General features: G+C 38.5%; 16 protein-coding genes and 1 pseudogene. 9 read left to right on the top strand and 8 right to left on the bottom strand.

Annotation, left to right across the window (positions count from 1 at the left end):
• Positions 1–69: 69 nt before the first annotated feature.
• A complete protein-coding gene (gene msrB / locus M313_RS26345) occupies positions 70–519 on the bottom strand; it encodes a peptide-methionine (R)-S-oxide reductase MsrB (protein WP_268741875.1) in 450 nt (149 codons plus the stop codon).
• Positions 505–1,026 (bottom strand): annotated as a pseudogene (msrA, locus tag M313_RS26340) (peptide-methionine (S)-S-oxide reductase MsrA); the annotation flags it as partial. The pseudogene msrA and the gene msrB, both read right to left, overlap by 15 nt.
• A gap of 137 nt (positions 1,027–1,163) precedes the next feature.
• Here msrA and M313_RS0107600 point away from each other — a divergent pair.
• Positions 1,164–2,090 (top strand): CobW family GTP-binding protein, encoded by a 927-nt coding sequence (locus M313_RS0107600; protein ID WP_010193889.1) that lies wholly within the window; start codon positions 1,164–1,166, stop codon positions 2,088–2,090.
• Between the two features lie 130 nt (positions 2,091–2,220).
• Positions 2,221–3,066 carry a protein-glutamine gamma-glutamyltransferase gene (locus M313_RS0107595; protein WP_010193888.1) on the top strand — a complete coding sequence of 282 codons (846 nt, stop codon included), beginning with the start codon at positions 2,221–2,223 and terminating at the stop codon, positions 3,064–3,066.
• A 31-nt stretch (positions 3,067–3,097) separates the two neighbouring features.
• Here the strand turns inward: M313_RS0107595 and ykzB are convergent, their stop codons facing one another.
• Positions 3,098–3,247, bottom strand: coding sequence for a protein YkzB (ykzB, locus tag M313_RS27130; protein WP_010193886.1), 150 nt, complete (start codon positions 3,245–3,247; stop codon positions 3,098–3,100).
• Positions 3,248–3,249: 2 nt separating this feature from the next.
• The gene (locus M313_RS25110; RefSeq protein ID WP_010193883.1) at positions 3,250–3,411 is read right to left on the bottom strand and encodes a Fur-regulated basic protein FbpA; all 162 of its coding nucleotides are present in this window, start codon (positions 3,409–3,411) and stop codon (positions 3,250–3,252) included.
• A 189-nt stretch (positions 3,412–3,600) separates the two neighbouring features.
• Here M313_RS25110 and M313_RS0107580 point away from each other — a divergent pair, with 189 nt between their 5' ends.
• The 6 genes from M313_RS0107580 (at position 3,601) to M313_RS0107555 (ending at position 9,296) form a co-directional block, all read left to right on the top strand.
• Positions 3,601–3,924 carry a MerR family transcriptional regulator gene (locus tag M313_RS0107580; RefSeq protein WP_010193881.1) on the top strand — a complete coding sequence of 108 codons (324 nt, stop codon included), beginning with the start codon at positions 3,601–3,603 and terminating at the stop codon, positions 3,922–3,924.
• 115 nt (positions 3,925–4,039) lie between these two features.
• Positions 4,040–5,800 carry a sensor histidine kinase gene (locus tag M313_RS0107575; RefSeq protein ID WP_010193880.1) on the top strand — a complete coding sequence of 587 codons (1,761 nt, stop codon included), beginning with the start codon at positions 4,040–4,042 and terminating at the stop codon, positions 5,798–5,800.
• Positions 5,793–6,521, top strand: coding sequence for a LytR/AlgR family response regulator transcription factor (locus M313_RS0107570; RefSeq protein WP_010193877.1), 729 nt, complete (start codon positions 5,793–5,795; stop codon positions 6,519–6,521). Before M313_RS0107575 ends, M313_RS0107570 begins: the two co-directional genes overlap by 8 nt.
• A gap of 123 nt (positions 6,522–6,644) precedes the next feature.
• Positions 6,645–8,096, top strand: coding sequence for a carbon starvation CstA family protein (locus tag M313_RS0107565; protein WP_010193875.1), 1,452 nt, complete (start codon positions 6,645–6,647; stop codon positions 8,094–8,096).
• A gap of 98 nt (positions 8,097–8,194) precedes the next feature.
• Positions 8,195–8,443, top strand: coding sequence for a hypothetical protein (locus M313_RS0107560; RefSeq protein ID WP_010193873.1), 249 nt, complete (start codon positions 8,195–8,197; stop codon positions 8,441–8,443).
• A 112-nt stretch (positions 8,444–8,555) separates the two neighbouring features.
• Positions 8,556–9,296, top strand: coding sequence for a DUF4397 domain-containing protein (locus M313_RS0107555; RefSeq protein ID WP_010193871.1), 741 nt, complete (start codon positions 8,556–8,558; stop codon positions 9,294–9,296).
• 49 nt (positions 9,297–9,345) lie between these two features.
• Here the strand turns inward: M313_RS0107555 and M313_RS25105 are convergent, their stop codons facing one another.
• The 4 genes from M313_RS25105 to M313_RS23010 form a co-directional block, all read right to left on the bottom strand.
• Positions 9,346–9,474, bottom strand: coding sequence for a YjcZ family sporulation protein (locus M313_RS25105; RefSeq protein WP_010193870.1), 129 nt, complete (start codon positions 9,472–9,474; stop codon positions 9,346–9,348).
• Positions 9,475–9,517: 43 nt separating this feature from the next.
• Positions 9,518–9,610 carry a YjcZ family sporulation protein gene (locus M313_RS25100; protein WP_010193868.1) on the bottom strand — a complete coding sequence of 31 codons (93 nt, stop codon included), beginning with the start codon at positions 9,608–9,610 and terminating at the stop codon, positions 9,518–9,520.
• A gap of 606 nt (positions 9,611–10,216) precedes the next feature.
• Positions 10,217–10,804 (bottom strand): YpmS family protein, encoded by a 588-nt coding sequence (locus M313_RS0107535; protein ID WP_010193866.1) that lies wholly within the window; start codon positions 10,802–10,804, stop codon positions 10,217–10,219.
• 11 nt (positions 10,805–10,815) lie between these two features.
• A complete protein-coding gene (locus M313_RS23010) occupies positions 10,816–11,718 on the bottom strand; it encodes an SGNH/GDSL hydrolase family protein (RefSeq protein WP_010193863.1) in 903 nt (300 codons plus the stop codon).
• A gap of 119 nt (positions 11,719–11,837) precedes the next feature.
• Between M313_RS23010 and M313_RS25780 the strand changes: the two genes are divergently transcribed.
• Positions 11,838–11,981 (top strand): hypothetical protein, encoded by a 144-nt coding sequence (locus tag M313_RS25780; protein WP_010193857.1) that lies wholly within the window; start codon positions 11,838–11,840, stop codon positions 11,979–11,981.
• Positions 11,982–11,994: the final 13 nt, after the last annotated feature.

Raw genomic sequence — 11,994 nt, 5'->3', positions numbered from 1 at the left:
TTTTAATGAAGTAAACCGCATTTTTATCAAGAAAAACGGAGTGTGATGTACACTCCGTTTTATGAATCATTATGAAAATAACTTTTTGTATTCTCCATAACCCTCTTGTTCAAGTTGGCTCACTGGAATAAAGCGCAAAGCAGCGGAATTAATGCAATACCTTAAACCGCCTTTGTCTACAGGACCGTCTTCGAACACATGACCTAAATGAGAATCTCCCTCTTTGCTTCTTACCTCAGTCCGCACCATTCTATGACTTACATCCATCTCTTCTTTTACTTGTTCTTTATTAATCGGCTGAGTAAAGCTTGGCCATCCGCAACCCGCATCATATTTATCAAGGGAAGAGAAAAGTGGCTCCCCGGAAACTATGTCAACATAGATTCCTTCTTCTGTATGATTCCAGAACTCATTTTTAAAAGGTGATTCCGTACCGTTATTTTGTGTGACCTCATACTGCATCGGTGTTAGCTTCTTTTTCAAGTCTGCATTGTTTTCTTTTTTCCAATTCTCTTTGATAAAGGCAGCCCTCCCAGATCCTGCTTGATACATCTTATAGCGAAAAGGATTTTTCTTGTAATAATCTTGGTGATACTCTTCTGCTGCATAAAATGGCTTAGCAGGAAGGATTTCTGTTACAATCGGATCTTTAAATCTTCCACTTTCGTTTAAGGTCTGCTTGGATTTTTCAGCGATCTCCCTTTGTTCATCGGAATGATAGAAAATGGCGGTACGATAGGAATCACCCCTATCATGAAATTGTCCGCCTGCATCTGTTGGATCAATTTGGCTCCAGAAAACGTCTAGTATTTTTTCATATGGGAATATTTCAGGGTTGAAAGTAATTTGTACCGCTTCATAATGGCCTGTCGTCTCAGAACATACCTCTTTGTATGTTGGGTTTTCTTTATGTCCGCCGGTGTAACCAGAAACTACCTCTTCGATTCCATCCTGCTCGTCAAAAGGTTTAACCATGCACCAAAAGCAACCTCCTGCAAACGTTGCTTTCTCTAATTTGTTCATCATGTAGTTACCCACCCTTTTTAGATTTATTTACGTGAATTATAGCAATATCATAGAGGAATTCCTAATGGAATGCTCGTATTACAGAAAGATAATAGATATGGTAAAATGAGGGGTACATATCTCAGGAGGTACCATTTATGAGCAAAAAAGTGGAAGTTTATATATTAGCTGGGTTTCTTGGGAGCGGAAAGACTACCCTTTTGACCCAAATGCTGCAACAGGAACAAGCGGATAATAGAAGAGTCGCAGTGGTCATGAACGAACTTGGCAAAGTCTCGATCGATTCCGATTCCATACCGGAGGAAACCCCACTGTCTGAATTATTTGATGGCTGTATTTGTTGTACCATTCAAGAGAAATTGGAATCAACTATGCAAGGCCTTTTACTTGATAAAGATCTGGATGCCATTTACATAGAGACGACAGGTGCTGCACATCCAATAGAAGTGCTGGACACGGTTCTTTCTCCTATTTTCGCCAACAAGTTTTCTGAAGCTCGAATCATCACCCTTTTAGATGTATTACGATGGAAAGAACGTGACAGCTTATCTATTCAAGTCAAACAGTTGATAAGAGAACAAGTGAAGCACGCAGATATGCTTATCTTAAACAAAACGGATTTAATAAGTGAAGCAGAGGTTTCAAGCATTTTGTTTGAATTGCAATCCATTAATCCACATGCTTCCACTCTTCTAACCACCTATGCTAAGATTCCTGAAAACAGCTGGAAGAGAACGAAGCAGATAGAAAAAGGAAGTCATTCTAGTGCACATGTGAAGGATTCTCTTCATTTGAAAACATTCGTGTATCAGTTTTCTACTAAAATAGACTTAGATGAATTTGAAGACTGGCTTAGAAATCTTCCTGACTCTGTGTACCGCATCAAGGGCTATCTTACTTTCGAGCATTCAAACAGTATCTATTTGTTTCAATATTCTTATGGCACTCCACTTTATTTAAAAGAATTGGTTAAAGTTCCATTGAATCTTGTCATTATTGGAGAAGACTTGAAAGTAGAGTTTTTAACAGAACAATTACAAAATTTGGAAAAGAACAAGCGATAACCGAAAGTGCTGTGCAAATCAATGAGGATTTGCACAGCACTTTTCATTTTTATTCATTCATGAATGCCATCAACTTGAATATGTTGATTAGTAATGAGAATTATACTGTTTTTGTGAAAAGAGGGATTTCATGATTGTTATAAACGGAGAATCAATTACAGATAGTACTCTTTCTAATCTAAAAGGCCTCGAAAAAACCATTTTTCAACGCTTACTTAATGATCAAGAGGTATACTCTTATGATTCTATGGAGGAATTAAGATTTGAGATTGCCTTACGGTATAACATTGTCGCAAGTGCCGCATTAATGGCACAGGGAGAAGCGCGCTTTGAAACATTTGCCGGTTCACAAGGCAACCCTGCGTATTGGAATATAACGGAGACTGGCGGCTTTTTAATACGGGGCGATGTCAATCCATCAGATGCCATAACTGATATTTTTGAAAACAGTCAACTTTATGCATTTGAATGTGCAACAGCCATACTAATCTTATATTATCACGCCATCTTAAATACAATTGGCCCTAAACTTTTTAATGAATACTTTCAAGATTTGTTACTTTACAGCTGGCATTTTGATTCCGATCTTGTTATGCAGTCCGTCTATACTTACTATACGATTCCTGGTGATGTTGTTTACTTTAAAAATCCTGATTTCAATCCACTGACCTATTGGTGGAGAGGTGAGAATGCTGTCGTGATGGGTGACGATTTGTATTTTGGGCACGGTCTTGGAATAAAAGATGAAGCCTATATCATTGAGTTTTTGAATGGCACCAGAAAATTAGATGCTACTAAGCCCGCTTATCTGAGTGATTATGTTGCCCGCCCATCTTTTACACATTTGGCAAAGTTATTTTCCCAACAAAATAGACGAACCAAACACCAACATCCAGTCATTATCCACCGCAAGAATTCCATTTCCCTCGATCGGTATTTGTTCTACTTGTATCGATCTTACCTTCCTAATCAATAAAGGCCAGCTCCCACGTTGGAGCCGGCCTCTTTCATTTAGAATTTTGGACTAACCTTAATATTTCCAAAGCACGGTCTCCTTCCTTTCTAAGAAGCTCCTCCCATATTTGATCTCGTCGGCAATCCAGTTTAATTATATCGTGAGCAAGTTTAAAAGAATCATTATTTAGATACTCCTGCAACTTTATCTCCTCCCTTTTTCAATTAAATTCGTATATTCTTTTTTCAATTCACTTAACGTGTAGGTGGAAAGAACACTATGATTCATAAAGAAACCCGCATTAACAAGTTTGGTAATATAATACTCTTTGGCATCATTGATAGCCTTGTTTAGTATCTTTGCCATTCCACTCACCTCTCTTTATTCCAGTTTAATTAACATATAAGTTGAATTCTTTATTTTTGTCAGAAGTTATCACACGGAATATATAAAAGGTATCATTTAAATGTAAGGTTTTCTTACAAACACACAGGAATTCACGAAAGAAATGTACTATAATAACTGTAAGAGCTCTAGAATAGGATGTGAATGGCTATGACACATGAAGATCCATCTTTGAAAGAGAGAAAAGTCATTTCAATCGGCACGGTACGCGATCTTACAGGTTTATCCGAAAGACAGATTAGATATTACGAGGAAAGAAAGTTAATCTTTCCTGCCAGATCAGGCTCAGGCATTCGCAAGTACTCCTTCTCTGATGTAGAAAGGCTAATGGAAATTGCCAATCAGATGGAAGAAGGCGTTCAGACTCATGAAATACGCAGAGAGTGGAAAAAGAAAGAAAAAGAGAATGAAAATTGGAAAAAACAAATGTTAAAAGGGCAAATACAAGCGCATTTTAAACAAAATAGAAACTAAGCATGATTATCTCATTGGAGGAAATCATGCTTTTTTCTGTAACTGAATTTAATCTTAACGGAAATGTTTGGTTATGCTACCATTAGCACATCAGGTTTTAAGTGGAGCGTGAAGTATGTTTGAATTATTATTAACCATGTTAGAGCGACTTGGTATTATAGTAACTGTTGCTTTTATCATGACTAGGCTATCTTTCTTCAGACAGTTGATCAACCGGCAGCAAATTGATAGAAAACAGCAAGCATATGCTATTCTGTTTTTTGGCTTTTTCGGCATTATCGGTACCTATACAGGTCTCGCTTTTAGTACGGAAACATTAGGTTTTAATCGTTGGATCACAGAACTAAACGAGTCAGAGGCAATTGCTAACTCCCGTGTGATAGGAATTGTGATGGCAGGTCTGCTAGGTGGATATAAAGTAGGAATTGGTGCAGGGTTAATTGCTGGTATACATCGTATGAGTCTTGGTGGATTTACAGCTTTTTCTTGCGGCTTTTCTGCTATAGTAGCTGGCCTTTTGGCAGGTTTCATACGAAGCAAGTATAAGGGGAAAAGAATTAGTGTTTCTGTGGCGCTTCTAACCGGAGCATTAGCAGAATCGATTCAAATGGGCATCATCCTCCTTACTTCACAACCGTTTTCCCAGGCTCTCGCGCTTGTGGAGAGTATTGGCCTACCCATGATTTTTGCTAACGGAGTTGGATCTGCTCTCTTTTTCCTCATTATCTTAACCGTGATTAACGAAGAGGAAAAAGTCGGAGCAGTTCAAGCCCAAAAAGCTTTGTCGTTAGCAGAGAATACGTTGACACACCTTAGAAAAGGATTATCACTGGAATCAGCTGAAGAGACGTGCAAAATAATTTATCGAGAAGTAAATGCTAGTGCTGTAGCCATAACAGATATGGAAAAGATCCTAGCACATGTTGGACTGGGGAATAATCATCATAAACCCCTTTCTCCCATCCAGACTCATAGCACAAAACAAGTACTGAAATACGGAAATTTATTGGTAGCAGGAAAACATGATATTCAGTGTCAGGATCCGTCTTGTCCTCTAGGTGCTGTAGTTATTGCTCCGTTAAAAAAGAGAGATGAAACAGTAGGCACCCTTAAATTTTACTTTTCTTCCGATAAGGAAATAGATAATGTGGTTATTCAGTTAATTACAGGACTCAGCTCTTTAATGAGTCATCAGTTGGAAATCTCTGAAGCTGAAAATGCATCCAAGCTAGTGAAAGAAGCTGAAATCAAAGCGCTTCAAGCTCAAATCAGCCCCCATTTTTTATTTAATTCTTTGAATGTAATTGTTTCATTAATACGTACGGATCCAAAAAAAGCTAGAAAACTATTGATATCACTTTCGCATTTCTTTCGGCAAAACCTTACGGCCACGACTGCAAAATGGACCACCGTCCAAGAAGAGCTTAAACATGTACAAGCATACCTTTCTGTTGAGGAAGCAAGGTTTTCCGATCGATTAAGCGTAACCTATCATGTTGATGAATCGGCACTTTCCTATCTTGTCCCCCCCCTTTCCTTACAGCCGATCGTTGAAAACGGGGTTAAACACGGACTTAAAGACAGGGAGGAAAATGCACATTTAATTATCGAAATAAGAGAGCGCGAATCTGATATTTTCATTTCCATAAGCGACAATGGAATAGGCATGACCAGAGAACGAATAAGTGAGCTTGGGCAAGATCAGGTCTCTTCCCCTACTGGTACTGGGGTTGGCCTTTACAATATTAATAAAAGACTTATAATGATGTTTGGCAATCAAGCAAAATTGCATTTTCATAGTGAAGCAAGCATTGGTACCACTGTTTCTTTTACCATTGCCAAAAAACTAAATAAGGATGATAAAACAAATGGATAACATAAAAACAATCATCGTGGATGATGAACCATACAGCCGTGATGAACTTAAGCATTTATTAGAAGAGCATGATTGTCTGCAAGTAATAGGAGAAGCAGCAACAGGTGAAGACGCTCTTTTACTCTGCATGCAACATCAACCCGATGTCGTCTTTTTAGATATAGAAATGCCAAAAATGAACGGCTTGGATGTTGCGAAGCATTTAAAAGAATTAAAAAAATCACCTCTTATTGTTTTTGCCACTGCGTTTCCTAACTTTGCAGTGGATGCTTTTCGACATGAAGCGGTTGATTATCTATTAAAACCTTTCGATGAGGAGCAATTATCCCAAACCGTGTGCCGACTTATTAAACATTTAGCACCAGAAAAGGAAACTCAACAACAACCTGCTTCCTCTAAGCTGGCAGTGGAATATGAAAATGAAATTTATTACCTAGATCCTCTTGATATCCTTTATATCAGCAGAGACGATCGAATTTCACGAATACATACAAACACCCGCAACTTTGAGTCGAAGTTTGCTTTGAAAGATTTGGAGGAAAGATTGCAAGACTACCCATTTTTCAGGATACATAAAAGCTATCTTGTTAATCTAAATTATGTGACAAAATTGACACCTTGGTTCAATGGCGCATATATGCTGGAGCTTACTGGCAGCTCCGAAAAGCTCTCTGTAAGCCGTAATTATGTAAAAGCACTTAGAAAGAAACTCGAACTATAACATGTCAGTATTCTATACCGACATGTTATTTCTGTTTTTGCACATCTTGGCCACTCAAACAACAAATGAAAGCCTTTTCATTTATAATGAGGATACTCCATAAAAGAGAAAGGGGTCTTCATTTTGTATACATTCTTAACAGGTATTGCCTTATTAATAGTAGGTTATTTTATTTATGGTAGATTTGTAGAAAAAGTTTTCGGTATAAAAGATGCTAGAAAAACACCTGCTTATTCCAATCAAGACGGGGTTGATTATCTTCCGTTAGGTCAAAATAAAAATTCATTGATTCAGTTATTAAATATAGCAGGGGTCGGACCAATATTCGGACCGATCTTGGGTGCCTTATATGGTCCAGTAGCATTTTTATGGATTGTCCTAGGTTGTATTTTTGCCGGGGCGGTTCATGATTACCTGACAGGTATGATATCCATTCGAAACCGCGGTGCACATTTGCCTGAACTTGCCGGTAAGTTCCTCGGAAAATTCATGAAGCATACAGTCAATGCATTTGCTATCTTACTTTTACTTTTAGTTGGAACCGTTTTCGTAACGGCGCCGGCGGGATTAATTCATACGCTAGCAGAAGGAAAAGTTGCACTAGGTATCATTATTTTAGCTATTTTCATCTATTATATTTTCGCAACGATGCTACCGATTGATAAGGTTATCGGTCGCTTATATCCTATTTTTGGAGCACTATTATTAATAAGTGCTTTAGGTGTGGGCATATCATTAGTTGTGACAGGAGCTCCAATTCCCGAATTAAGTTTCACCAATATGCACCCAGATAACGTGCCTATCTTCCCATTATTATTCTTAACTATTTCATGTGGGGCACTTTCTGGTTTCCATGCAACGCAAACACCTATTATTTCCAGAACTACTCAGAATGAAAAGCAAGGCCGTCGAATTTTTTACGGCATGATGATTGCAGAAGGTATCATTGCCATGATCTGGGCAGCAGCAGGTATGAGTTTGTTCAATGGGTCAGCAGGATTGAGCGAAATCTTAGCCAATGGTGGACCTGGTGCAGTTGTAAGTGAAGTTTCTGTAACAATGCTAGGAGCTATCGGTGGAACGATGGCGGTCATCGGGGTTATTATCCTTCCTATTACATCTGGTGATACTGCATTCCGAAGTGCACGCATGATTATTGCAGATTACTTCAATATTTCACAAAAGAAAATTATCAGCCGCCTTTGGATCGCAGCTCCTTTGTTTGTCATTTCATTTGTACTGACAAAGATTGATTTCGAATTGTTATGGAGATATTTCTCTTGGGCAAATCAATCCACAGCTGTTATAGCATTATGGGTCGGCGCCATGTATCTATTCATTGCAAGAAAACAATATTATATAGCCATGATTCCAGCAATATTTATGACAATGGCAACAACGACATATATATTAAATGCTCCAATAGGCTTCCGTTTACCAATTGAAGCATCATATATCGGTGCTACTATGTTTACAATCATTATTATTGGGTTGTTCTATGTAAAAGCTATTGCAGCTAGAAAGACAGATTTCGAACTTGATTCAAGTGATATCTCAAATGAAAAAGCAGCATGATTTCCAACCGGTTCTACTTTAGTAGGACCGGTTGTTTTTGGTTTCGCATAAAAATTACCTGGTTTGAAAAAGCTACTATCAAAGGAGGCGGATTTAATATGGCATCCCCATATCTATGCCCAAATTGTAAAACTAACCGTTCACGCTTTAACATCATCGAACAAGTGGCAAAATCCGTGAAGTTAAATCCTCAATCAGGCGAGGTTGTGGAGGAATATACATCCGGTACCATGGATCCTTTTCATATCCCTTATAAAGGGCCTTCACAAAAAATTCAATGTGCCACTTGTGGCAATGTAGATGAGGAAATCACTTTCATCAAGCATGCAGAATACCAAAAAGGATAAAAGGCGCACCTCGCCTTTTATCCTTTTTTTATGGAACCGTTAATATTGTTATATTTCCCTTTTCTTCGCATATCCATTTAGCATCAGGAATAATTGGAGGGTGTATGCAAACATGAACCATGATGAAAATTACTTCCTCGCAGGACAATATCAATTACTGGCTGATTATTATAAATATATAGATCCACAACGGCATATTTATTTTTATCAAATGCACTACTTTCATTTGCAGCAATGGGTGAATTCTATACAAGACCCACCCAAAAGAAACCTTGAAGCGAGTGTAAGCTCACGATTAAGAGTTCTCCATGCATCCCCAGGAACAGAGGCAGTGGATGTTCATGTAAATAACAACCCCAGATGGACAGATCTACGTTATACGAACAGCAGCAGTTATGTAGAAATGAAACCAACTAACATTAAAATAGAAATTTTCCAAAGTGGTAAAAAACTATTTGAAGGTACCCTTCAGGCAAGCACTGGTAAGTCTTATACTGTTGCAATAGCTAGTACAAAGGATAGTCTGCAACTAATACCTGTAGAAGATGAATCCTCTATACCTCAAAGTGAATCTAAGCTGCGTTTTTGGCACTTGTCCCCTGATGCACCGTTTGTTGATATTGGGGTCAAGAAGGGCGATGTAGTTTTTTCTGATATTCCTTATACCGGCATATCAGACTATCTCGGACTTACGCCGATGACTGTCGATCTTGAAGTACGTATTGCAGGTACAAAAGATGTCGTACTCTCCCTAAACAGGGTAAGCTTGAAACCGGATGTTGCTTATACTATCGTGGCTGTTGGACTTGTCAACAATCGTCCACCTTTGGAAGCAATTTTTTTAGCGCCGTAACATGTAAAATGCTCAATCAACTTGTGATTGAGCACCCTGTTCTATTTCATTAGCACCAAGCAGCACCAACGATGATTAATAGAATAAACAATACTACGATTAATACGAAAGAGCTTCCGTAACCACCGCCGTATCCTGCACCTGCTACTTGACCGTAACCGCAACCACACCAACTCATAGCTGTCACCTCCTCTACAAAAGGTACTATCGAACATTAGTAATTAATAGTGGAGGACTCCCGCACCAACAATCACCAATAAGATAAACAGAACAACTATTAATGCGAATCCTGATCCATAACCAGAACCACCCATGCTCTACACCTCCCCCTCTTTCCTAATACATAATGTATTCATGGGGAGCGTAATGGTAAAGGCATATGCCCAGTTCCAAAAAAATTGGGTGGATTATATTACTAAGCCCCTTGGCGCTGTAGCACCAAATAAATTTTATAAAATAAAAATGGTTTAAAAAGATAAATAAGAATATAGTACCGTTGATTTCCGTTCCAGGCGCTTCGCTTGCCTGCGGGCGGTCCGGGAGCCTCCTCGTCTTCGCCTGCGGGGTCTCCCCTTTCCCTTCCTCCCGCGGGCGTCTACGCGCCTTCCACTTCAATCAACAAGGTGACCTCATTTATCGAAGGGTATTTGAAAAGAAATCTGATCGAGTTACCGCAATAAGTATTAACGAATTGTTTAAGTAACTTTCAGCTGTGGATTGGAGCAAATGGCGTAGACTCCAGCGGGGGAGTAACGGTAGGTTGAGACCCCTGAAGCGTTGTGAGGAGGCTCAAGCACCGTCCCGCGGAAAGAGAAGCTATTTGCGGAAAGGAACAGCGGCGATTAATCAACCAACCAAAATTTTTCAGCTTTTTTCAGCTTAAAAAGGACCGGGCAGTCTATGCCCGATCCTTTTTAGAGTTAGTCCTCAACAGGGACTAGGAGTTTGAATTCGATGTCGTCGCGTTCGACATCGAATTTTGTGAATTCCACTTTTGTATCACTTTGTAACTCGAGTTCTTGCAAAGCAACATAGATGCTCTGTTCGTTTGGTATGATCTTAACCCATGGTGGTAATGGATAATTATCACCTACATACTTTAAAACCATGGACACAGGTACTTGCAGCCTTCCAATCGACATGGAGTCCTGTTTTAATACAACATCGCCGTTTTCTTGCACTTCAGGAATAAATGTCATGGTCAGGGGAATGTCTCTTTCAAACACGGTCATTTCACCTCTGAGCTCCACCCTGTCAGTCAGTACCACTTCATAATTCAAAGGGCGTCGCGTTTCTCTTTCCAAATAATAACGTATAAGTTCATTTAAATCTTCTTTATCAGACTGGATGGTAAATGCGACCCTTTTCCGATCATCTTCCCTGCTGGATAGGTTGAATTTCGAGTGTTTTGGCAATAGCACCAAAAATATAGCGATTCCGGCAATTAAAATATTTATAACAAGCAAGCTTAGAAATGCCGTTTTCCAATTTACAACTTTTTTCACCATAATCCTCTCCACTACTCTTCTTCTAACATTTCTTCCAATGAGGTCTCCTCATTAAATCGTTTTATTTCATTAATAATGTTATTGCCTATTAATTGATACCCTTTTTGGTTCGGATGAAACTGATCATCATCAAGCAAATTCTCTTTAGGGTCAATAAAGATGTCCTGTATAGGAACATAGGCTGTATTAGGATATTCATCAAGAATTGAAATGGTTGTAGTATTCCAATTAGTCACTACCTCATTCATTTCTTCTATTTCTTGAAAGAAGTGATAAAAAGGATTGAATAGTCCTACAAGGTAAATTCTGCTGGAGTCATTATGTTTTCTGACTTCCCCTAGGACGCTATCCAACCTTTTGGCGTACAATTCTTGTTCTTTATCAAAGAGTGAAAAGGTTAAATCTAAGAAATTCTCACGGATAACCTTCATTAAATCATTTCCGCCAACTGTCATGAAGATCACATCGGCTTCTGCAAGAGCCTCTTGCACTTCTGGGTCTTCAAGTCTTTTTAATAGATGATTTGTACGGTTTCCCCTAACACCGAGATTGGTGACACTTACGTTATCGATATACGGTTTAGCTTCATAATGTTGCTTGATAATGGAAGTGAATCCTCCTTTTTTGGACTTATCTCCAACCCCTTGCGTAAGGGAATCGCCGAAAAAGACTAACTTAAAGGACCTGTCAAAAAACTCTTCCGTAACTTCCTCTTTTTCTTCAATATTTATTATTTTATTCTGATTCTCCACAGACTCTTCTTTAAAAAAATCTTTAAAAAGTTTTCTCTCACTTTGGCTTTCTCTTCGTTCTTTCGCTTTTTCTAAAACGTAACTGGAAGAATTTTCTGCAGAACAACTAACCATACTAATTATTATAAGGCCCAGTAAGGCTATTTTCCAAAATTTAACCATCAGGCATTCTCCTTATTGTTTTTAAGGATTTAAATCTCACTTACATTATACGACAGTACACTTTTTATAACATACTATAGTGTATTTTTCAAAAATGAAAAGGTTAGGAGGCTGTCAAATTGAAGGAAAAAGAAATACTTGCTTGCAACGAAGAGGTTTCCAAAGAGCTATTTTCAAAGGAATTACATGTAATAGTCACTGATGGATTGAGTGCCAGCAGAGAAGAAGAGCTTGATAAAAAACAAAAGGATCACTCGGAATAAAAAAGAGTGATCC

It is taken from the genome of Bacillus sp. m3-13 (genome assembly GCF_000175075.1).
Classification (GTDB): domain Bacteria; phylum Bacillota; class Bacilli; order Bacillales; family Bacillaceae_I; genus Sutcliffiella_A; species Sutcliffiella_A horikoshii_C.
The sequence above is the reverse complement of the archived record's forward strand: the minus strand, read 5'-3'. Positions and strand labels throughout refer to the sequence as shown.

Excerpts from the sequence above, each read along its gene's own strand:
- M313_RS0107600 (WP_010193889.1), top strand. The coding sequence starts at position 1,164 with ATGAGCAAAAAAGTGGAAGTTTATATATTAGCTGGGTTTCTTGGGAGC.
- M313_RS0107595 (WP_010193888.1), top strand. The coding sequence starts at position 2,221 with ATGATTGTTATAAACGGAGAATCAATTACAGATAGTACTCTTTCTAAT.
- M313_RS25110 (WP_010193883.1), bottom strand. The coding sequence starts at position 3,411 with ATGGCAAAGATACTAAACAAGGCTATCAATGATGCCAAAGAGTATTAT.
- M313_RS0107580 (WP_010193881.1), top strand. The coding sequence starts at position 3,601 with ATGACACATGAAGATCCATCTTTGAAAGAGAGAAAAGTCATTTCAATC.
- M313_RS0107575 (WP_010193880.1), top strand. The coding sequence starts at position 4,040 with ATGTTTGAATTATTATTAACCATGTTAGAGCGACTTGGTATTATAGTA.
- M313_RS0107570 (WP_010193877.1), top strand. The coding sequence starts at position 5,793 with ATGGATAACATAAAAACAATCATCGTGGATGATGAACCATACAGCCGT.
- M313_RS0107560 (WP_010193873.1), top strand. The coding sequence starts at position 8,195 with ATGGCATCCCCATATCTATGCCCAAATTGTAAAACTAACCGTTCACGC.
- M313_RS0107555 (WP_010193871.1), top strand. The coding sequence starts at position 8,556 with ATGAACCATGATGAAAATTACTTCCTCGCAGGACAATATCAATTACTG.
- M313_RS25105 (WP_010193870.1), bottom strand. The coding sequence starts at position 9,474 with ATGAGTTGGTGTGGTTGCGGTTACGGTCAAGTAGCAGGTGCAGGATAC.
- M313_RS25100 (WP_010193868.1), bottom strand. The coding sequence starts at position 9,610 with ATGGGTGGTTCTGGTTATGGATCAGGATTCGCATTAATAGTTGTTCTG.
- M313_RS0107535 (WP_010193866.1), bottom strand. The coding sequence starts at position 10,804 with ATGGTGAAAAAAGTTGTAAATTGGAAAACGGCATTTCTAAGCTTGCTT.
- M313_RS23010 (WP_010193863.1), bottom strand. The coding sequence starts at position 11,718 with ATGGTTAAATTTTGGAAAATAGCCTTACTGGGCCTTATAATAATTAGT.